Annotated in this window: 16 protein-coding genes; 13 read left to right on the top strand and 3 right to left on the bottom strand. The window is 29.2% G+C overall.

All coding sequences use genetic code 11. The annotated features are described in order from the left end of the window. Nucleotides 1-94: 94 nt before the first annotated feature. Nucleotides 95-814 carry a transposase gene (locus EXC59_RS02315; protein ID WP_162163855.1) on the bottom strand — a complete coding sequence of 240 codons (720 nt, stop codon included), beginning with the start codon at nucleotides 812-814 and terminating at the stop codon, nucleotides 95-97. Between EXC59_RS02315 and EXC59_RS02310 the strand changes: the two genes are divergently transcribed. The 12 genes from EXC59_RS02310 (at nucleotide 796) to EXC59_RS02255 (ending at nucleotide 16585) form a co-directional block, all read left to right on the top strand. Further along, nucleotides 796-1362, top strand: coding sequence for a class I SAM-dependent methyltransferase (locus EXC59_RS02310; RefSeq protein ID WP_051658897.1), 567 nt, complete (start codon nucleotides 796-798; stop codon nucleotides 1360-1362). The two genes, EXC59_RS02315 and EXC59_RS02310, sit on opposite strands and share 19 nt — an antisense overlap. 85 nt (nucleotides 1363-1447) lie before the next feature. Continuing rightward, complete coding sequence (locus tag EXC59_RS02305) at nucleotides 1448-1705, top strand: hypothetical protein (RefSeq protein WP_035368051.1); 258 nt, start codon at nucleotides 1448-1450, stop codon at nucleotides 1703-1705. Between the two features lie 76 nt (nucleotides 1706-1781). Beyond that, nucleotides 1782-3878: a two-component system response regulator gene (locus EXC59_RS02300; protein ID WP_035368054.1), complete on the top strand. Its 2097-nt coding sequence runs from the start codon at nucleotides 1782-1784 to the stop codon at nucleotides 3876-3878. A 144-nt stretch (nucleotides 3879-4022) separates the two neighbouring features. Continuing rightward, nucleotides 4023-4763: a lysophospholipid acyltransferase family protein gene (locus EXC59_RS02295; RefSeq protein WP_035368056.1), complete on the top strand. Its 741-nt coding sequence runs from the start codon at nucleotides 4023-4025 to the stop codon at nucleotides 4761-4763. Between the two features lie 89 nt (nucleotides 4764-4852). Continuing rightward, a complete protein-coding gene (pgmB, locus tag EXC59_RS02290) occupies nucleotides 4853-5506 on the top strand; it encodes a beta-phosphoglucomutase (RefSeq protein ID WP_035368058.1) in 654 nt (217 codons plus the stop codon). 212 nt (nucleotides 5507-5718) lie between these two features. Next, nucleotides 5719-7023: a hypothetical protein gene (locus EXC59_RS02285; protein ID WP_035368061.1), complete on the top strand. Its 1305-nt coding sequence runs from the start codon at nucleotides 5719-5721 to the stop codon at nucleotides 7021-7023. A 26-nt stretch (nucleotides 7024-7049) separates the two neighbouring features. Continuing rightward, nucleotides 7050-8870 (top strand): ABC transporter permease, encoded by a 1821-nt coding sequence (locus tag EXC59_RS02280; protein ID WP_035368063.1) that lies wholly within the window; start codon nucleotides 7050-7052, stop codon nucleotides 8868-8870. A gap of 1 nt (nucleotide 8871) precedes the next feature. Then, nucleotides 8872-10485, top strand: coding sequence for an ABC transporter ATP-binding protein (locus EXC59_RS02275; protein WP_035368064.1), 1614 nt, complete (start codon nucleotides 8872-8874; stop codon nucleotides 10483-10485). A gap of 124 nt (nucleotides 10486-10609) precedes the next feature. Continuing rightward, nucleotides 10610-11089 carry a ClbS/DfsB family four-helix bundle protein gene (locus tag EXC59_RS02270; RefSeq protein WP_084145036.1) on the top strand — a complete coding sequence of 160 codons (480 nt, stop codon included), beginning with the start codon at nucleotides 10610-10612 and terminating at the stop codon, nucleotides 11087-11089. Between the two features lie 90 nt (nucleotides 11090-11179). Next, entirely contained in the window at nucleotides 11180-12772 is a 1593-nt protein-coding gene (locus tag EXC59_RS02265) for an alpha-glucosidase (RefSeq protein ID WP_035368066.1), read from the top strand. Between the two features lie 8 nt (nucleotides 12773-12780). Further along, a complete protein-coding gene (locus EXC59_RS02260; RefSeq protein ID WP_162163856.1) occupies nucleotides 12781-15117 on the top strand; it encodes a beta-glucosidase in 2337 nt (778 codons plus the stop codon). Next, entirely contained in the window at nucleotides 15110-16585 is a 1476-nt protein-coding gene (locus tag EXC59_RS02255; RefSeq protein WP_035368068.1) for a glycoside-pentoside-hexuronide (GPH):cation symporter, read from the top strand. Before EXC59_RS02260 ends, EXC59_RS02255 begins: the two co-directional genes overlap by 8 nt. A gap of 92 nt (nucleotides 16586-16677) precedes the next feature. Here EXC59_RS02255 and EXC59_RS02250 read toward each other — a convergent pair whose 3' ends face one another. Continuing rightward, nucleotides 16678-17883, bottom strand: coding sequence for a cation:proton antiporter (locus EXC59_RS02250; protein WP_197723480.1), 1206 nt, complete (start codon nucleotides 17881-17883; stop codon nucleotides 16678-16680). Nucleotides 17884-17914: 31 nt separating this feature from the next. Then, entirely contained in the window at nucleotides 17915-18262 is a 348-nt protein-coding gene (locus EXC59_RS02245; protein WP_051658900.1) for a P-II family nitrogen regulator, read from the bottom strand. 498 nt (nucleotides 18263-18760) lie between these two features. On the opposite strand from EXC59_RS02245, the gene EXC59_RS02240 reads away from it, so the two are divergent. Beyond that, a complete protein-coding gene (locus EXC59_RS02240) occupies nucleotides 18761-22483 on the top strand; it encodes an AAA domain-containing protein (protein WP_035368071.1) in 3723 nt (1240 codons plus the stop codon). The last annotated feature ends 60 nt before the right edge of the window (nucleotides 22484-22543 follow it).

The following is a 22543-nucleotide window of genomic DNA, read 5'->3' as shown; positions in this document are numbered from 1 at the left end:
GGCAAAACACCGCTTTAAAAAAGATGGTGGCAGCCAAAATAAGAGCACCTGAAGTTATGTCTTCAGGTGCTTTTTTTACTAGCTAAACTCATGATTATTTTAGTTTAATAGGAATATCTTTATTAATTGAATATAACATGCAGTTTCTAAGTCTATAAAAGTTTTTAATACCATTAGCAGACTTGATAACAGTTTTAATCCGATTATTTACACCTTCAATTGGTCCATTAGATAATCTTCTATGATTGACTTTGATAAATGAATTTTTAATCTCTTTTTTCCATTTTTGAAGTGTTTTACCAAAATCTCGAAAAAGATGATGATCATGATTTTTAAAGAGTCGAATAAGTTCGTTGAGCTCATCATCACAAGTTTCATAATCAGCAGTTAAATTAAATTTTCTATACCTTTCTTTTAATCGATATGCAGATTTTAGTGTATCATCTATGGACAACAGATAATCAAAAATGGTTGATTTATGCCAATAGGTATTTAGTTTTTGAACAGGGATTCTACCATCATGTATATCTTCATAATTTTTTAGAAAAAAATAATGGAATTTCTTGAGCATGTAATAATACATATCATCATGTTCAGGTGCACTTTTGTTTAATCGATATCTATTCATAACTTCAATTCTAATATGTCTAATGGCATCATTTAAATTTCTAATGATATGAAAAGAATCAACAGCGATAAGCGCATGAGGAAATGTAAGTTCTATAACTTCTTTATAAGAATGCCACATATCGATAACAAAAGCTTTAACGCGCTTTTTTTCAGGTATAGGAAAACGTGAGAATACTTGAATCAAATAGTATAGGTATAGAGTCAATTAATGCCATTCAAGGTGATGCAACTGACTTAAATATGATTTCAGATGAAAGTTATGATATGACACTAGTATTAGGACCTCTCTATCATTTATATGATGCTCATGAAGTTGATAAAGCAATTGATGAAGCAATACGTGTAACAAAAAAAGATGGTATTATCATGTTCGCATTCATATCAGTTTTTGGTATTATGGTAAATCATTATTATTATTATTATTATTATTATGGGGATTGGAAGTTTGGTGTTGAAGAAAACTTTACACAGGATTATAAAACTAGGCATTTTAAAAATCAATTATTTACAGGTTATCAAATAGATGAATTTGAAAACATATTTAAGAATAAAAGTACTACGTGGTTAACAACAGCTGGTATGGATGGATATATGGAAGCTTTAGAACGAAGAAAAGAATTTAATTTCAGTGATGAAGATTTCGAATCATTTATAAAATGGCATTTGAATTTTGCTGAAAAAAGAGAATTATTGGGAAGCAATAATCATCTACTATATATATGCAAAAAATAAATAATATATAAGTGTTATAATAAACTTGTAAACTGCATGATTTAATTTGAAATTGATTGAATCCGTTGCGATTTAAGGAGTATCCATGGACAATAATCAAAAAGTCCTAATAGGACAGGGCAAAGTATCTAAAGTATATTTAATCGAAGGTGCTGCATATAAGTGTTTTCCAACATCTTATCCCCTAAGTTGGATTCTGATAAAAGTAGGTGCCAAAAAAGTGGATCATCGGTTAAATCAAAAAGTAAATATAGATGATGATATGATGTTCTTTGAGGTTTATAAAATAGTTCAGAGAACATTTTTTGTTTTGTCTTTTTTGACTTTATCAACAAAAGATTAAAGTGATATTTAAGTAAATAACATTGTGATTACTCTTAAAAATTTAAATAGATTAACGATAAGAAAGGATGTATTTTATGCCAACTAAGGTTTTAATTATCAATGATAATCAATCAGAACTTTTAAGTATGAAGAAAATTTTGACAAACTTTGATATTTTAAATGCATTAAATATAAAAAAAGCATTAGATATTTTAGAAAATTCAAACGATATTAATCTAATTATCTTGGATTTAAAAATGACACAAACAAGTGGATTTGAATTTCTTCAAAAAATAAAAGAAAGCGACAAATATAAAGGCATAAGATGCATTATTTTAACGAATCATGACGATATTGAAAATGAAATAGAAGGTCTTAAATTAGGTGCAATTGATTTTATTAGAAGACCTTTTCATCTTGAATCACTAAGGGCTAGAATTGATGTGCATATTTTGTTATTAACTATTCAAGATGCACTTAATCAAAAATTAGACGAACAAAAAATTTCACTTGATGTGCTGTTAGAACAAGCACCAATTGGGATTGCAATCTCGCAACATAACGCAGCGGAACATTTTGCTAAAGAAAAATTAAGAATTAATCAGAAGTATGAAGAAATTACAGGTTGCACAAAGGAAGAGTTAATTCAAACCGGTTGGGCAGCAATTACACACCCGGATGATCTAATAAAAGATTTAGAAAAGTTTAATCAACTCAAACAAGGAGATATTAATAGTTATCATATTGAAAAAAGAATCTTTAAACCAGATGGAAAAATTATATGGGTTTATTTAACTGTGGCCACATTAGAAAGATTGAGTGACACTGAATTTAATTATATTTCTTTACTTCAAGATATAACACACAAAAAAGAATTAGAACTTGAGCGAGAGTATAATTTATATCATGATAAAGTAACGGGATTATATAATAGAGAATATTTCAACAATCTCTTATCTAATGATTTAAAAACACATTCATACTCAAAGATAGCATTAATAGGTATCAACTTGAGTTCTATACAATTGATTGCCGTAAATTACGGATATTTATATAGTCTAGATTTGATTAGACAAACCGCTAATGCGTTAAATGAATTTGTCTCATCAAATCATCAATTATTTGTTACACATGAAACAAGATTTTTATTTTACATGACAAATTATAATAATCGTTCAGATGTAGATGCATTCTGCGAACAAATCTCAGCTCGATTAAAAGAAGTTTTTCATAATGACAAAATTGGAGGAGGAATTGGTGTATTAGAACTTCAGGAATGTGATAGAGAACTTGAAATTGATATGATTTCAAGAAAACTTCTAAAAGCATCAGAAAAATCTAATGGTCTTTTTTCAAAGGAATTTGAAATTTACTATTATGATGACTTAATGGATGAGGAATCTAAAAGAGAAATAATTATACGAAATGCACTGTTAGATATTGTTAATGGTAACAATAGTGACAATGAACTTTATGTTCAGTATCAGCCAATTTATGATTTAAAACAAAACAAAATAACAGGATTTGAAGCTTTAGGTCGACTACATACAAAAGAATTAGGAAATATACCACCGCTTGATTTTATTAGTATTGCTGAAAAAACGAAGATAATTATTCCGATTGGAGAAATAATCACAGAGAAATCACTTAAGTTTTTAAGTGATATAAATAATGAATATCCAAATATTGGTGTTACAATTAATGTTTCAGCTATCCAAATGTATACCTCTGATTTTGTAACTAAATTACTCAATATAATTGATAAATATCAAGTGAATCCTAAAAATGTTGGTTTAGAGTTAACAGAATCAATTATTGTCGTAGATTATGAGCAAATTAATACGCACTTAGATTGTTTAAAAGAAGAAGGTATTCAAATCTACATTGATGATTTTGGTACTGGTTATTCATCTCTTGCTAGAGAAATTGAATTAAAGATGGATTTTTTAAAAATCGATAAGTATTTTATTGATAAATTAATTTATCGCGATCACGACAAATGTATAACTGGAGATATTATTTCAATGGCACATAAATTAGGACATCAAACAGTTGCGGAAGGTGTTGAAGATAAAATACAACTTGAATATTTAAGAAAAAATAACTGTGATAGAATTCAAGGGTATTATTACAGTAAACCGCTCAGTAAAGAGGATGCAGTCAAATTTTTAATACAAGATAAGAAAATATAATTTAAGTTTCAATATATGACTTGGTTTTATATAAACTAGGTCATTTTTTTTGATAGTTATTAAAATGTTTGAAAAAAGTGCTTTATTACTTTACAATATTAAATATAATAACGAATCATAAATTTAATAAAGGATGAATGTATTGTGATAGAATGTCAAAAACCGTTTACTCAAAATAGAAAACGTTGGTATCGCGTACTTAAATTTTTGATGCGATCAAGATATAAAAAACCAGAATTCATATTTTTAGGTGATAAACCTAGTCATGGAGCCATAATTCTTTCAAATCATGTTGGAACCGATGCACCAATGTCATTAGAAATATATTGTGATTTTCCAATAAGAATGTGGGGAACACATGAGATGAATTCAGGTTTGATAAAACTATACAAATATCAATCAAAAGTATATTATCATGAAAAGAAACATTGGAATCTTCATTTAGCAAGATTGTTTTGCATAATTGCTAGTCCGCTCACTAGTCTTTTCTATAAAGGATTAAATTTAATTTCAACCTACAAAGATTTTAGATTCAAATATACATTAGAGGAAAGTTTAAAAACCATTAAGAATAAAAAGGAAAATATTGTTATTTTCCCAGAAAAGTCAGATGAGGGATATTTAGATGAACTTAAAGGTTTTCACGGTGGATTTGTCGTACTTGCCGAGTATTTACTAAGAAATCAAATTGATGTGCCTATTTATGTATCATATTTTAATTTAAAAGAAATGACATATATATTTGGAAATCCTATTAATTATAGTACACTTAAAAAAATGGGTTTAAACCGAAATGAAATTGCAGAGTATCTAGTTAATGAATGCAATAAGTTAAATAAGTTAAATTTAAAAAATGTTGAAGAAGAATCATTAGTGAAAGTATAAAAATAATCATAAAAATTAAAGTATTCAAGGATTTTTGTTATCATAGATTTATTGGGATTGTAAAAAAAACAACATAGGAGAATGTATATATGAAAGTAAAAACAATTATCTTTGATTTAGATGGTGTAATTGTCCATACAGATAAATTTCATTATTTAGCTTGGGAAAAGATTTGTGAAGAAGAAGGATTACTTTTTGATGAGTCAATCAATCATCAATTACGTGGTGTCTCAAGAAGAGAATCTCTAGATTTAATTTTGAAGTATAACCAAAAAGAACTAAAAGATATAAAAAAAGATGAATTGCTTGAGAAGAAAAACAACTTATACAAAGAAAGCTTAAATCATTTAACAAAAAATGATTTAAGTAATGATATATTAGATACATTACTAGAACTTAAAAAAAGAGGCTACTTAATCGCAATTGGATCATCAAGCAAGAATACAAAATTTATATTAGAAAAATTAGAGATTATAAATCTTTTTGATGCGATCAGTGATGGGACGAACATCAGTAGGTCAAAACCAGACCCTGAGGTTTTTCTATATATTTCTAACATACTAAATCAGTCAAATGAAACTTGCTTGGTTGTTGAAGACGCAAATGCAGGGATTGAGGCAGCTAAAAGGGTGAAGATGATTGCTGTTGGTATTGGAGATTCAGTAAGTGAAGAAATTGCAGATTATAAGATAAAAAATATTTCAAATATCATTCAATTACTTGAATTAATAAATAATAATTAAATTTAAAAAAATAACTCAACATCAATAAATATTACGATAAAAATTTTGATGTTCAAACTTTAAATAGATATTTAAAGTTAGAAGGGATCAAAAAGAGTTTTTAATATAAAAAAAATAAAAAAAATAGTTTTTTAGGTGTAAGCGCTTGCAATATAAAGTTGATTGCAGTATAATTCATTTATGAAGACCAGTTAAAACAAAAGGGGGATATTATGAAGAAAATATTAATGTTATTAGCAATCGTATTGCTAGGAACTAGTCTTTTAGCTTGCAACAAAGAAAAGAGTGAAGTCGAAAAAATTATCGATCAAGCTCAAAACATGACACTTGATGAGCTTATGGCTAAAGCTTATGAAGAGTCTAAAGATGCTACACTTTATGGTTTAGGTAACTCAAGCCGTGGTAAAACAGCGGGGGAAACTTTTGTTGCTAAAATGAAAGAAAAATATCCAGATTACAACGGTGTTATTGAGTGGAGCCAACCTAAAGAAAACTCAATTTTCGAAATGTTAACTCAGGATACTAACTCTGCAAGTCCTAAGTTCTTCATGACTTTAATTCAAGATGGTAGCCAAATTCAGTCTAAGATGATTGATACTGGAATCTTATTAAACTTCATTCCAAAAGAATTTAGAGAAGCGCAAGGCGTTGACTTAAAAGAAAATGGTAATCCATTAGCATTACAAACACTTTCTAAAGTATTTATGTACAACCATGGAGATGGTCAACATACATTTGATAATGTTTGGGATTTCGTAGCACAAGGTCAAAGACCAATGTTCATGGGATTAAACTCAGAACCAGTTGGCTTCAACTTCCTATTAATGTTAACTCAAGATAAATACGTTAAAGTTGTTAAAGAAGCATTTGATGCTTTATCAGCAGAAGAAAAAGCTTACTTCCAACCTAAAGTTGATGCTTTAAAGAATAAAGCTAAAGACTTAGGTTTAGGTAAAGATGCTGAATACTCATTAGCATGGATTCAAGAATGGGTAAACAACATGAACGTTAAAACTGATGATGGTCCAATTTCAGTAGATTTAGTAAACAAATCAGCTGCTGGTCAAACAGCATTAATCGTTTACTCTAAATTAAGATCAATTACTGAATCAGCAGAAGCATCAGTAAATAACGTTAAAGTTGCTGCTTATGAATCAGGTTATGTAGGATTTGGTGGTTATGCTTATAAACACTACTTACAAATCTTAAAGAACTCTCCACATCCTTGGACAGCTGCTGCATTCATCACTTACATGTTAACTGATGCTACAGGATTCAATCCATGGGGTAAAGACATTGGTGGATATTCTCCAAACCCAGGAATTAATTTAGATCACTCTCAAGCAGGTTATGTTGACGGTGTTAACGTATTCCCAGCTAAGAATGATAAAGGTGCTGATTGGTGGTTATCAATGGACGCTGGTAAAGGTCGTTTAGTAGTAGAAGATCCAGTTTATGCTTCACAAGTTGCATTCACAGTTGGTGAATGGATCGAAAGTTTATCTAATTTCAAATAATTAATCATTAACTTAGGAGAAAAATTATGAATGAGGCAATTAAAACAGACAAACGAAAGATTCAAAAAAACAAAGTAAAAACATTCTTTCAAAAGCCAGAAAACGTCATTCTTGTTTTATTTGGTGTTGTCTTAACAATTGCTACCATTGCTCCAATTTTAACACTTCTAGTTGATACATTTGTGATTAAACCCGGAAGTTATGCCGCATATGCGACAGGTAAATCTTCCGGGTTTACTCTAGTCAATTGGAAAGACTTGTTTTTTGGGAATTCATCAAAACAGAATTTATGGCTTCCTTTATGGAATAGTATAGTCTTAGCAGTTATGTCATGTCTTGTTTCAATCGCATTTGGTGGAACATTTGCTTACCTTGTGACAAGAACTAACATGAAATTCAAAAAATATTTAAGTGCTATTTTTATCTTTCCATATATTATGCCACAATGGACATTAGCGGTTGTATGGCTAAACTTATTTAAGAGTGCGGCAGTTACAGGGGGATCAAACGGTTTAGTAGCATCGTTATTTAACGTTAATATGCCAGCTTGGTTTGTACAAGGGATGTTCCCATCGATACTTATTCTAGCATTACACTACGCACCGTTTGCGTATATTTTAATCGGAAGTATTTTTAGAAATATGGATTCAAATCTAGAAGAGGCAGCAGTTATTTTAAATACACCTAAATGGAAAGTATTTAGAAAAGTTACCTTACCAATGATTTATCCGGCTATTCTTTCTACAGTATTATTAGTTTTTGGTAGTGCGATGGGTAGTTATCCAGTACCACATTACTTAAAACTAACAACACTTTCTACTAAGTATGTTCAGTTAGGTGTACGTCGTGCTGGACAAACTAGTATCCTTGGTGTCATTATGATGTTATTTGGGGTTGCCATTTTAATGGTAAACCAAAGAGCCACAAAGAGTAGAAAATCATATACAACAGTGACCGGTAAGAGTGGACAAGCAAGTGAAGTTAATTTAGGTAAAATTGGAAGATATGCAATCGCATCATTCTTTATCATTTTTACCTTCTTTACAAGTATTTACCCAATCTTCTCGTTCGCATTAGAAACATTCCTACCAAACCCAGGAGATTATAGCTTCTTAAAATCTGGTGACTGGAGTTCATTAACACTTAAATGGTGGACTCACCGCGGTACTGGAGAAGCAGGTACCTATGGTCAACAAGGTATTTTATATAACACAATGATTTGGAATGGTTTCAAGGGTTCATTAATTGTTGCATCAGTATCTGCATTAGTTGCAGGGACAATTGGGTTATTAATTGGGTATGCAGTTGCGAAGCGTAGAAAGACGAAGTTAGCATCATTTGTTAACAATATCGCATTTTTACCTTACTTATTACCATCATTAGCAATTGGTATTGCATTCTTTATTTTTGGATCAAACTTAGGAATTTACGATACTTATCTTTTAGTAATTATCGCAGGAACAATTAAGTACATTCCATTCTCAGCTAGATCATCTTTAAACTCAATGATGCAGTTAAGTAATGAAATTGAAGAAGCTGCGTTAATCCAAGGTATTCCATGGCGTAAACGTATGACTCGCATCATTATTCCAATTCAAAAAGCTGCAATCATCAGTGGATTCATGCTTCCATTTATGACTGCGATTCGTGAATTAACATTATTCATGCTACTTGTGAACCAATCTAAATTAAGTACAACATTATTATCATATTTTGATGAAATGGGACTTTATGCATTCTCAAGTGGTATTAACTTAGTCATTATTATTACTATTCTATTATTTAACTTTGGAGTAAATAAACTTACTGGAGCAAGTTTAGATAAAGGCGTTGGAGGAGGAAAGTAAAATGCCAGAAATTATATTAACGAACATAACAAAAAGATGGGGCAATTTCTACGCCGTTGATAACCTAAATCTAACAATAGCAGACAATTCATTTGTTACACTATTAGGCCCATCAGGATGTGGAAAAACAACAACATTAAGAATGATTGCAGGCTTGGAATCACCAACGTCTGGTAAAATCACAATCGATGGAGAAACTGTATTTGATAGTGAAGCTGGAATTAATGTTCCACCTAACAAGAGAAAAGTAGGATTCTTATTCCAAAACTATGCTTTATGGCCAAATATGACTGTTTATGATAACATAGCATTTGGTTTAAAAAATATCAAAGAAGAAATGCCTTCTGTTAACTTTGCGGTGAAAAAATTAGATGATTTAATGGAAGTACTAAAAAAAGCACCAGCATTAAAAACTATTTTTGAAGAGTCACTTAATAAAGAAGGCGAAGTTGATGCTAAAAAAGCGACACTTAAAATAATTGACAAGTTTAAAGTATCAAGTTATACAGCAAAATCAATTTTAGGATTCAAACTATATCATGTTGAATCATTTGAAGAAAATGTTGAGAAGAAGTTAGCAGAACTATCTGCACATAAAGATGCTGAAATTCAAAAAATTTCACAAAAAGGCATTACTTTAAATGAGAAATATGAAGAAATTAAAGATGGTAAAGTTATTCTTAAGAAACGTAGATTACACAAAGAAGAAGTTGATTTACGTGTCTATGATGTAGCTAAGATTGTTAAAATTGGTATGTTTATGGATCGTTATCCGAATGAACTATCAGGGGGACAACAACAACGTGTTGCTATTGCAAGAACACTAGCTCCTGAACCAAAAGTATTATTCATGGACGAACCACTTTCTAACTTAGATGCTAAGTTACGTTTAGAAATGCGATCAGAGTTACAAAGACTTCACGTAGATACTAATTCTACATTCATTTATGTAACCCACGATCAATTAGAAGCTATGACTTTAGCAACTAAAATCTGTTTATTAGATAATGGTATTCTTCAACAATATGAAGAACCACTAACTGTTTATGAAAAACCAAATAACATTTTTGTTGCTGACTTCGTTGGTAACCCTGCAATCAACTTTGTTGATGCAGTTGGTAAAGAAGTAGATGGTAAATTTCAAATTAAGATTTGGGATAAATATGATGTGACATTTACTCCAAATGAAAAAGTAAATTATGATAAATGGTTAAAAGAAGCTGAAGCCAAAGCTCTAGCTGAAAAACATGAGTATGCAATCGAAAAAATTAATAAAGATATGCCATTTAATTATGTAGTATCTAAAGTTGAGTCAACTGAATTAGTTTCTGAAGATGCAACAAAACATAAGGCTGATTTTATCTTAGGTATTAGACCGGAATTTATTGAAATTAATAAAGATGGTCAATTTGAAGGTGAAATTTATAGTTCAATGCCAACAGGTATGGAAACAACTGTGAAAATTAAAGTTGGTAAGTATTTAGTAACTGGTGTGGTATTTGGAAATATTAACTATCACATTGATGAAAAAGTCAGATTTAATATTAATACAGATAGTATCAATATTTTCTCAGCAAGTAATCAAAGATTAGTTACTACAGGATCACTAAAATAATTAGAAAACCTTTCAAGCAAAAACTATTCAAATAGTAATTGTTTGGAAGGTTTTTATGTTATATTTAAGAAAAGTCTATAGAAAGAAGAAATATATGCAAGAAATTCATACAAAGAAGTAACTAATTACTGAAAGTGAAAAAACGTATCAGAAATTGATAGATTATATCAGTAGTTTAGATGAAACTTTACAAAATAAAGCATTTAAAACTTCTGACCATGATAAAAATATACGAGATGTTTTAGCTCATCTTTATGAATGGCATCAGTTATTATTTACAGCATATAAAGTTGGATGTGTGGAAATGAAAATACCTATTCTTCCCAAAAAAGGTTATACTTGGAATGAACTTAATCGACTTAATCAAGATATTTGGGAGATGTATCAAGATGTGTCCTTAAGAGAAATTAAAGAAAGATTAAATCAATCTCATTATGAAACACTTTTGATTGTAGAAAAATTAAGTGAAGCAGAACCGTTTAATAAAGGCGTATTTACATGGACGGGGGATTCAACCTTAGCACATTACATCATGGAGCATTTATCACTTCACTATGAATGGGCATTGAACAAAATTAAAAATCTATTGAATGAGAATAAATAAAGGGCTACGCCCTTTTTTATTAAACTAAAGTATGTAAAATAATGTTATCGCTTACATTTAATGTATAATGGACTTAAATAGGGGGTTAATATGAAAGTTGCAAATTGGAAAGATGCAGTTATTTATCAAATTTATCCACGAAGTTTTAAAGATTCAAATGATGATGGTATTGGGGATATACCAGGAATTATTTCAAAATTAGATTATTTAAAATCATTAGGTGTAGACATTATATGGTTATCACCTGTTTATGATTCACCAAATGACGATAATGGATACGATATTTGTGATTATCAGTCAATTCATAAAGATTTTGGAACCATGGAAGATATGGAAAATTTAATCAATGAAGCCAAAAATAGAGGTATAGGTATCATTATGGATTTAGTGATTAATCATACCTCAGATGAGCATCCGTGGTTTATTCAAAGTAAAGATAAAACAAGTCCATACAGAGATTATTATATTTGGCAAGATAAACCAAATAACTGGACTAGTTTTTTTGGTGGTAAAGCTTGGTCTAAAGTCGATGATTCATATTATTTACATTTATTTAGCAAGAAACAACCTGATCTTAACTTAAAAAACCTTAAAGTAATTGAAGAAATAAAGAATATTATGCACTTTTGGCTCAAAAAAGGCATTATGGGATTTAGATGTGATGTTATTAATGTGATATACAAAACATCATTAGCAAATGGGAAAAAACGCTTAGTTTTAACAGGTTTAGAACATTATCATTCTCAAAAAGGTTGTCATGATATTTTAAAAGAATTAAGAAAAGACGTTATGGATTTATATCCAAACGCTTTTACTGTTGGTGAAACTGTTTTAGTTAATACGAAACAGGCAAATGAGTTGATCCTACCTGAAAATAAAGAATTAAATATGGTTTTTGGTTTCCAGCATATGGAAACAGACCAAATTAACAATAAATGGTTTAAAACCAAATTTAAACCTAAAAAATTTATGAAAACAATCTTTAAATGGCAAGAAGAAGTTTTTTGGAATGCTAATTATTTAGAAAATCATGACCAGCCAAGAAGTGTTTCACGTTTTGGTGATGATAAGAAATATCATAGTGAAAGTGCAAAAATGTTAGCAGTTCTTAATTTAACTTTAAAAGGCACACCTTATATTTATGAAGGTCAAGAAATTGGAATGACCAATGCTTATTTTGATTCACTTGAAGATTACCAAGATGTAGAAAGTAAAAACATTTATCAATTAGCTAAGAAGTTAGGTTTTCCAAAATGGTTAAGATATCGTTTACTAAGAACAGCAAGTCGTGATAATGCTAGACAACCTGTTCAATGGGATGCTACTTTTGGGTTTACAAAAGGTATGAGTTGGTTAAAAGAAAATCCAAATAAAAGATATATTAACGTCTTAGATAACTTAAAAAATGAAGATTCAATTTTAAATTTTTACAAAGAATTAATCAAACTAAGAAAATCATCAGATATTCTAAAAAAAGGGGATTTCAAACGCGTTTATTTATCCAAACATGTGTTTGTATATGAAAGATTATTTGAAGCTAAAAAGCTTACCATAATTTTAAATATGTCTAAAAAAATTCATCGCTATCCATTTGAAATTGATGGTAAAAAAATCCTTGGCAATTATAAAGAAGAAAATAATAAATTACGACCATATGAAGCAGTAATTATTTCAAATGAATAGGTGAAAAAATGGAACTTACATTAGATGAAAAAATAGAATTACTTGAAGGGTTAGATGTATGGCATACGAAGCATTTTAATAAGTTATCAAAGTTTATGATGGCAGATGGTCCACATGGACTTAGAAAACAATTAAGTCATGGTGATAATTTAGGTATTAATGGTAGTGAGGTTGCAACGCTTTTTCCTACAGCATCCTTACTGGCCTCAAGTTTTGATAGAAACTTATTAGAAAAATTAGGTAATGCACTTGCTAATCAGGCCAAAAGCCAAGAAGTAAATATGGTCTTAGGGCCAGGTATAAACATAAAAAGAACACCACTTTGTGGAAGAAATTTTGAATACTTTTCAGAAGATCCCTATTTAACTGGTGAATTAGCATCTAGTTATGTTAGAGGAGTTGAATCAAATCGTATTGGTACATCTGTTAAACATTTTTTTGCTAATAATCAGGAAACAAATAGATTATTTATAAATACTGTAGTTGATGAGCGTGCACTACATGAAATATATTTAAAAGCTTTTAAGCGAGTTATAAAAGAAAAGCCAGCATCAATTATGGCAAGTTACAATAAAATCAATGGATATTATGGTACAGAACATCCAATTATTAATAATCTCTTAAGAAACGAATGGGGTTATAAAGGTGTTGTGGTAAGTGACTGGGGTGCAATTGATAATCGCCTGAATGCATTAAAAGAAGGAACAGACTTAGAAATGCCTAGTTCAAAAGGATATTATTCAAAAATTGTTAAAGATAGTCTAAGTGATCAGCCAGATTTAGTTAATTATATTGATGAATCCACTAATAGAATCATTGAGATGATTAATAAGTATCAAATAAATGAAAAAATAGAAACCGATTTTGAAGTAGATCACGAGCTAGCTATTAAAATAGCTTTAGAATCAATGGTTTTATTAAAAAATGACAATATTTTACCCTTAAGTAATCATAAAAAAACAGTCATTATTGGTGGTTTTATTGAAAATATAAGAACTCAAGGTGGCGGAAGTTCACATATCAATCCTTATCGAGTGGATCAAATTAATGAAATATACCAATCTTATTTTGAGCATGCTAAACTAAGTTTAGGATATGAACTGGATCATGATGGTAAGAGTCCATTATTATTTGAAGACGCATGTAAAAAAGCTAAAGAATCAGATCAAGTAATTTATCTAATGGGTTTACCCGAAAGACTAGAAACTGAAGGTATTGATCGAAAGACAATTAATTTACCAAAAACGCAAGTTGATTTATTAAAGGAACTTTATAAAGTAAATCAAAATATTGTTGTTGTCTTATTAACTGGGTCAGTTGTTGACACGAGTTATAAAGATTATGCTAAAGGAATACTTTTAGCATATCTTCCAGGTGAAGGTGGCGCACATGCTATTTTAAAAACACTTATAGGAGAATCTAATCCATCTGGTAGATTACCTGAAACATGGATAGAAAATTTAAATGATGTGCCAAAAATTGGTTATGATAATGCCTCAGTCTATTATGATGAATCAATCTTTGTTGGCTACAGAAAATATAGTTCGTTTAACATAAAAGTAAATTATCCGTTTGGATATGGATTAAGTTATTCTAAATTAACATATGATGACTTTAAGATTGAAGCACATGATACATTTTATTTATTATCAATGAAAATTAAGAATGAATCAGAAATGGATGCTAAGGAAGTTATTCAAGTTTACTTAGAAACAATTAAATCGGGTATTTTTAGACCTAAAAAAGAGTTGGTTGCTTTTGATAAGGTAGAAATAAAAAAACAAAAAGAAAAATTAGTAGAAATTAAAGTTTATAAACAAAATTTAACATTTTATGATGTAACTACAAACAAATTTGTAACAGAAACTGGGAATTATAAATTAAATATTAGTAAAAATGTTGATGATGTGATACATGCATTTGATATTAATTTAGAAGGAAATAAAACATTTGAAGTGACATATCATGAGCCATGGAAATTATATAAAAAAGAAAATTTTAGTAAACTATTTAATCATGATTTACCGCCTAAAAATATCATTTATAAAAAACCATTTGATCTTTCAACACCATTATTTGCATTAAAAGGTACTTTTATGGGTAGAAGAGTTGTTAATTACATCATTAAAGAGGCAACGAAACAAATTTCAGATAGTAAACAAAGTTGGATGAGACAAATTGTAGAAAATTCATTACTTGAAATGCCACTAAGATCGTTAGCATCATTTGGTTCTAGTGTACTAAACTTTGAAATGGTAGAAGGCATTGCTGATTTAGCAAGTAACAAATTATTAAAAGGAATAAAGAAAATTAAAAGGGGACAAAAGGATTTAAAGCATGAATGAAAAAATCAGCCTAAAAACTAAATTAACCTATAGCATGACTGGTATGGGTAGAGATTTGATTTATACACTTTATAGTACATATTTATTAGTATTTTTAACGAGTGCTATTGGTTTAAGTAACTTTGAATTAGGTGCTATCTCAGTGATAATTGCCTTATCAAGAATTTGGGATGCTGTAAATGATCCAATGATGGGGATTTTAATTGACAATACAAAATCTAAATTAGGAAAATTTAGACCTTGGATAGCAGCAGGGGCATTAACTGCCTCAGTATTTATTTTCCTGTTATTCCAAGATTTTGGATTAAGAGGCGTACCGTTTATTATTGTTTTTACAATATTGTATTTATTAGTAGAAATTTCTTATACAGCAAATGACATTGCATACTGGGCAATGTATCCATCTTTTTCAACAAATCAAAAAGAACGTGAAAGTATTGGCTCATTAGCAAGAATATTTGCAAGTATTGGGATGTTTGCAACAATTGCACTAGTTCCTGTGATTTATCCAAACTTCCCTGGAGGTCCTAAACGTGGATTTTTCATGATTGCATTAGTATGTGCAATTGTCTTCTTGGTTTCACAAATGATATTATTCTTTAGTGTTAAAGAAAAGAAGAATCCAATTGCAGATGAAAATCAACCGAAAACAACACTTAAAGATATGTTTAGAATTATCTTTAAAAACGATCAATTAGTTGTTATTATTGTTGCAATTTTGTTATTTAATATAGGATATTTTACAACAACAGCCTTAGGTATTTATTTCTTTGAATATGATTATAACAAGTACGGTGGTATAGAATTTACATTATTTTCAGTTATTCTTGCAGTGAGTACTGTTCTAGCTTTATTAATATTCCCTAAAGTTGTAACGAAGTATACACGAAAACAACTCTTTACATTTTCAATGATTTTAATGACATTTGGATATCTTCTTTTAATGTCAAGTAAATATCTATTGCCTCAAAATATGATTACAATTGGTATTGGGGGATTCTTCTTATTTTTTGGAGAAGGGTTTGTACAAGTTTTAGTTTTAGTTTTATTAGCTGATACTATTGAATATGGACAATGGAAATTAGGTACGAGAAATGAAAGTGTGGTTTTTTCAATTAATCCATTAGTTGTAAAGATGGCAACATCCATTCAAACATTACTTGTTTCAGGTACATTGATTTTTTCTGGTTTAAATGAAAAAGTCATCAAGCCATTGGCGGATTTAATGTCAAGTGATGCAATTCAATTGTTACCAGCAGAACAAAGAATGAATTTTGCAAGAAATTTCATTTCAATGAATATAACGGATAGTATGACATTATTCTTACGATTATCTATGATTATATTCCCGATGATTTGTATTGGGCTTGCATATTTTGTTTATATGAAATTTTATAAGATAGATAAAGTAATGTATGACAAAATCATATTAGAACTTAAAGAACGAAAAGAATCTATAGATAAGTAAATAGATAAAAAAATCACTTCGAAAGAAGTGATTTCTTTTTTTAATATAATGATTTACTTGAGTGAAACAGTGATGAATCGATAAAAACGAGATTATTTGTCTGCAGCAATTTCGCCAGCAGCCTTTAAACTTGTCTTAGTAATTAGCGGACCAAATAATTCATAAATGAATGTGGCTGCTAAGATAACTGCTTTAATTTGTGGTGCATAGTGTGGAACGATTGATTCAGCTACAATAGTTAAACCAATTGCAACCCCGGCTTGTGGAACAAGGCCCCAACCAATGTATTTTTTAACATTTTCAGGTGCTTTACTGATTTCTGCACCAAGTCTAGCACCTAAAACTTTACCAATGACTCTACCCACAATGTAAATGATACCGATTAATCCTACTGTAGTTAGCACAGATAAATTAAGCTCCATACCACTTAAAACGAAGAATAAAATGAATATTGGTGGATTAATACGGTCAACTAAGTACATGACGATATCAAATGCATCTTCCTTAGCCATATTTGTGAATACGGCGCCCATCATCATACATGCTAATAATGGAGAAAATTCAAATTCACCAAATAATTGCTTAAATACCATAGACATTGAAGCAACTAAGAAAATCATTGCAAGTACTAAACTGATACGGTTACCACGACCAGTAAACCATTTAATTCCGTAGTGTAAAATTAAACCAGCAACAAAACCAACACCTAAACTTGATAAGATTTCTAAGAATGGTTTTGCGATACTTAAACCAAGAGATGTTTCACCACCTGTATTACCAATTGCTTGTGCAATAGCTGCAAAGATACCAAAGAAGATAATTGCAGTTGCATCATCAATTGCAACAACAGATAGTAAGTTTTCAGTAACATCACCTTTTGCCTTATATTGTTTAATAACCATAATTGTGGCAGCAGGAGCAGTAGCAGCAGCAATAGCTGATAATACTAATGCAAAACTAAAATCAAAATCCTTAATGATTCCTAGTTCTCCGAATAATGTTAATAAACCGAAAACGACAAGGATTGCTAATAATGATTCAAAAATTGCAATAATAATTGGTTGTGTACCAACCTTTTTAAAATAATCTAATTTAAATTCTGTTCCAATTGCAAATGCAATAAATCCAAGTGCAATTTGAGAAATGATTTTTAATTCTTCAATTCCTTCTTCAGGAATAATATGAATTCCAAAGAGTCCAATAACTGGAACTACTAAGATACCACCAACGATATAACCAGTTACGTTAGGTAGTTTAAATGCTTTGGCTAGTTTTCCGAATAACAAGCCAGTAATCAAGATAATAGAGAGATACAACAGAGTGTTCATTTTAATACTTTAGACCTTTTACAAAGTCGATTGGTAAAGTAAATACAATCCCGGTATTCGGATTTGATAAATCACCAACGACAGATTCGATAATTTCGACGACTTTTGATACCCTTTCTTCTTTTAATACCATTAATATAGTGTTGTTTGGAACATTTTCACGACTTAAAATCTTTTTTAAAGATCCCACAATTGTACTTAGTGTTTCGTCGTTTGAATCTAATAATCTTTGAGCAACGCCAGACGATTTAATAATGGTTGCACCAGTTAATTCGTTTTTTGCGAATTCCTTTACAAGACCATCTAATTTGTCTGTATTGTTTAAGATAAAAACTAATAATTTCATCATATATTCACCTCGTATATTTTGATTGTAGCACGCTCTTATATATATATCAATTAATATATAATAAAAATGAAAAAAGTGTGAAAGAAATGAAAATAAGGTAATAAATAAATTGATTATCAACAAAAATAAAATGAATAATAATAGATAAAAAACGCTCTTATGTAAGTATTTTTAGATTGTTTTACTAGATTTTATAAAAGATAATCTTAATGAAAAAAACAGAATGATTAATGAAAATGGTTGATGAAAAAAACACGTAAAATAAGATTTTAAAAAAATAAAAACTAATTAATAACATTAAAAAATCTAATGATAAGTATTCTTTATAACCACATCACGATTACATATAAAATAAATTTGAAAATAACATGGATTAAAATCGTTTATACTTAGTGATTAATATGCGCTAAGGTCAATTAATTTTTATAAAAACTATATTAACTAAACTGTCATATATTCTATTATCATGTTATGATATATCTAGAAGGTGGGATGAAAATGGCACTAAGAAAAAATGATCTATTAGATGCATTAGACAAGTTAAGGGATGAAATTCGTTTAGAACAAGAAGCACTAACCTTAACTAAAACAGAAGTTTGTACAGATTTAGCACTAAAAGAAATGGCAGATAAAAAACCCGTTAAAATCACTGATTTCCAAGCTGTTGGAGGTTTAGACAGTGATTTTTTAACAATCTATGCACAACGTTTCTTAGAAGTTATAAAATCATACCAAGAAAAAAACACTCAATCTGTTAAAGTATCTAAATCAGCATATCAAGTATTACACCATTATAAAGACCGTTTAGCTGATATTTCAAAATCAAACCCAAATCTATATGTAGGTAAAATTGAACAAATACATAGTTTTGATTTATTTAACTTATCCAATAAAGAAGAAATTATTGAATTTTTATCAAATGCTAGAGTTAAAAATTTAAAACTGGGACTAACTGAGGAAAGCTTAAACACCCATCTAACGAAATTATACAGAGAAGTAAATAAAACTTTTAGAGAAACTGGGGCGTATAACTTATATATTATCTATCCGTTTGTTGAAGGGTATTTTACTAAAGAAAAATTTCCGATTAAGGCACCACTTTTATATTTTCCGGTTAAATTAGAAAGAACTTTAAAAACTTTTACAATAAAAAAAGACAATGACCGTGACATTATTTTTAATAGAGATTTAGTCTTACTATCAAGTAAGATTGAAAGAAGTAAATTAGATTCTGAAATGCCACATATTGAAGTGTATAACGATAAAATACTTAAAGAAATTGTTATCCCTTATTATGAAAAGCATGGAATTAAAATTGAAGTAGAGGATACTGAATTACTCACTTCATTTAAAAATGAATTAAAAGATGACTTTACAAAAGTTGTTGATAAGAAACGTTTTATTTTAAAACACTATGTTACATTGTCTCGCTTTAAACTTTATTCATCATCCATTCAAAAAGACATAGAAACTATTTTATCTCAAAATAAATATAATGATCTTTTAGAAGGATTAATTGATGAAACTAATCTCTTTCAAAAAGAGAAGAGTTTAAATCTTCAAGTCAATAAAGAACCTATTGATGAGCAAAAAATAACTTATATAAATGACTTGAATTTCTCACAAGAAAAAGTTGTAGAAATGTTAAATGAAGAAAAGAAGGTAGTGATTTGGGGGCCACCTGGAACAGGTAAAAGTCAAACAATTACTTCATTAATTGCTTCTTCTGTATTAAAAGGAGAAAATGTATTAGTTGTTTCTGAGAAGAAGGTCGCTTTAGATGTGATTTACTCACGATTAAAAAAAGTCAGCAAATACGCAATGTTTATTGATGATGCTGAAAATAAGCAAGACTTTTATTATAAATTAAAGAGATTCTTAGAGCCGGAACCTCCTGTTAGAACACTTAACAATGATGTTTATGCTCTTGATCAAAAAATCAAATCAATAATAGCTGACATGGATCATTCATTAAAGTTATTATATGAATCAAAAATAGACGATGTGCCACTTCATAAATTGTTTGAAAGATATATTAAAGATAAAGATGTTATTTTAAATTTGACACCAAAAGTTGTACATCAAACTTTTATGAAGTATTATTCTAAATTAAGTTTTAAATTGATTGATTCTTTAGAGAAAGTCTTTGATACAGACCAGCACCTTAAAAAGTATCTAGAACTAGCAAAAGTCTATTTTAAGTATCCTTGGATATTGAAATTAGAGACTAAAATTTCAAGAAGCAGCAAGGTTGAATTTAAAAGTTTTGACGAACGCTACGAAAACTTTAAACATGAACTTCAATATAAAACCTTCTTTGGTAAGAAACGCTTCATAAAGTCATTTATAACTGAAAATAGAATGATTTTAAACTTCTTAACTAAAAAGAAATCATTGGATAATATATATTTAAAAACTTTAATTAAGGATGATAGTTTACATCAATATATTAAAGAAAACCTATCAAGTTTAGATAAGTACTTTTATCAATTTAATCTTTTAACATTTGAACAAAAAATGTTTTTAAAGATGATTATAAATGAACCAATGTTTAAAGAAATTGATGATATTACTAAACTAAGAAAATATATTTTCGATTCATTCTATTCAGGCTATTTAGAAAAATTTATTGCTGACAATCAAAAACATTTATATGTAATAAATGAGTATAAAGAAAAGGCTGAAGCATTAGAAGTATTAATGGAAGAAAAGCGTCAGTTATCTATTGAGTCTTTTGAGATGGAACTTTATAAACAAGCATTGGCATTTTCTAATACAAGACGTATTATGGATATAAAACGTATTTTAGAATCTAATCAAAAACCAAGTGTGAAAACATTTATTGATACCTATTTAGTTGAGGTGAAAAACCATATTCGTTTATGGATGATGACACCAGAGGTTGTATCAGCAGTTCTTCCTTTAGAACATGGTATGTTTGACTTAGTCATCTTTGATGAGGCAAGTCAAATGTATGTTGAAAAAGGAATTCCATCAATCTATCGCGCCAAAAAAGTTGTGGTTGCAGGTGATCCAAAACAATTAAGACCATCAAATTTAGGTGTTGGAAGGGTTGAAGATGAAGATGAACTTTTTGAGGATGATGTTTTAAAAGATGTATCCCTTGATGCCAAAAGTTTACTAGATTTAGCAAGATATCGTTTTAAAGAAACGTTATTAAATTACCATTATAGAAGTCAATATGAAGAATTGATAGCATTTAGTAATCATGCATTCTATGATGCAAAATTAATTGTTTCACCTAACCAAACACCAAGTAGTGAACCACCAATTGAGTATGTTTATGTAAAGAATGCTACTTTTGATGCTAGAAAGAATATGTCCGAAGCTAAAGCAGTAGTTGATTTAGTTAAAAAGATATTTAATGAAAGAAAGCATAATGAATCAATTGGAATTATTACTTTTAATAGCTCACAGCGTGATGCGATTGAAAATTTAATTGATAAAGAACTCTTTAAAAAAGGTATTTATCAAAAACAATTTGAACAAGAGATGTTTAGAAAAGATGATAATGAAGATACATCTTTATTTATTAAAAATATTGAAAATGTTCAAGGTGATGAAAGAGACATTATTATCTTTTCAATGGGTTATGCAAAAAGTAAAGATGGAAGATTGATGCGTCGATTTGGATGGTTGAACCATGAAGGCGGGCAAAATAGATTAAATGTTGCAATTACTCGTGCAAAAAAGAAGATATATTTTGTTTCAAGTTTATATCCAGAAGAATTTAAAGTTGATGATTTAACTTCAACTGGGCCAAAGCTTTTAAAAGACTTCATGCGATATTGTTATTTTGTATCAAATAGAAATCATGAGATGACAAAAGAAGTCTTAAACCAACTATATCAGACCGAAGTAAAAACCCAAGAAGCATTAAAAAACTTAATGTCTGAAGAAATCAAAAATAGAATTGAAAAAATAGGTTATAAAGTTGATAGTGAAGTTGGAATTGGTAAGCATAAAATAAACTTAGCAGTTAAAAGTAAACAAAATAATGGATATTTATTAGGTTTAGTATGTGATTTAAATGTAGATAGTCCAAATGCAAGACGTGATTTAATTCATCAAGATAAATTCTTAAAATCTAGAAATTGGAATTTATATCATGTTTTTGAATCAAATTGGTATACTAATTCAAATAAAGAAATAAAACAAATTAGAGAATTGATTAAACAAGCAGAAGTCAATGATAAATAAAGCCTAGCACTAGGCTTTATTTTATTTTTTATAGTTGATTATAATCATAATAAATTGAGG

The sequence above is a fragment of the Acholeplasma hippikon genome, from assembly GCF_900660755.1.
Lineage (GTDB): Bacteria > Bacillota_I > Bacilli_A > Acholeplasmatales > Acholeplasmataceae > Acholeplasma > Acholeplasma hippikon.
This window is presented reverse-complemented; position numbering and strand designations above follow the sequence as displayed.

Excerpts from the sequence above, each read along its gene's own strand:
- EXC59_RS02305 (WP_035368051.1), top strand. The coding sequence starts at position 1,448 with ATGGACAATAATCAAAAAGTCCTAATAGGACAGGGCAAAGTATCTAAA.
- EXC59_RS02300 (WP_035368054.1), top strand. The coding sequence starts at position 1,782 with ATGCCAACTAAGGTTTTAATTATCAATGATAATCAATCAGAACTTTTA.
- pgmB (WP_035368058.1), top strand. The coding sequence starts at position 4,853 with ATGAAAGTAAAAACAATTATCTTTGATTTAGATGGTGTAATTGTCCAT.
- EXC59_RS02285 (WP_035368061.1), top strand. The coding sequence starts at position 5,719 with ATGAAGAAAATATTAATGTTATTAGCAATCGTATTGCTAGGAACTAGT.
- EXC59_RS02280 (WP_035368063.1), top strand. The coding sequence starts at position 7,050 with ATGAATGAGGCAATTAAAACAGACAAACGAAAGATTCAAAAAAACAAA.
- EXC59_RS02275 (WP_035368064.1), top strand. The coding sequence starts at position 8,872 with ATGCCAGAAATTATATTAACGAACATAACAAAAAGATGGGGCAATTTC.
- EXC59_RS02265 (WP_035368066.1), top strand. The coding sequence starts at position 11,180 with ATGAAAGTTGCAAATTGGAAAGATGCAGTTATTTATCAAATTTATCCA.
- EXC59_RS02260 (WP_162163856.1), top strand. The coding sequence starts at position 12,781 with ATGGAACTTACATTAGATGAAAAAATAGAATTACTTGAAGGGTTAGAT.
- EXC59_RS02255 (WP_035368068.1), top strand. The coding sequence starts at position 15,110 with ATGAATGAAAAAATCAGCCTAAAAACTAAATTAACCTATAGCATGACT.
- EXC59_RS02245 (WP_051658900.1), bottom strand. The coding sequence starts at position 18,262 with ATGATGAAATTATTAGTTTTTATCTTAAACAATACAGACAAATTAGAT.
- EXC59_RS02240 (WP_035368071.1), top strand. The coding sequence starts at position 18,761 with ATGGCACTAAGAAAAAATGATCTATTAGATGCATTAGACAAGTTAAGG.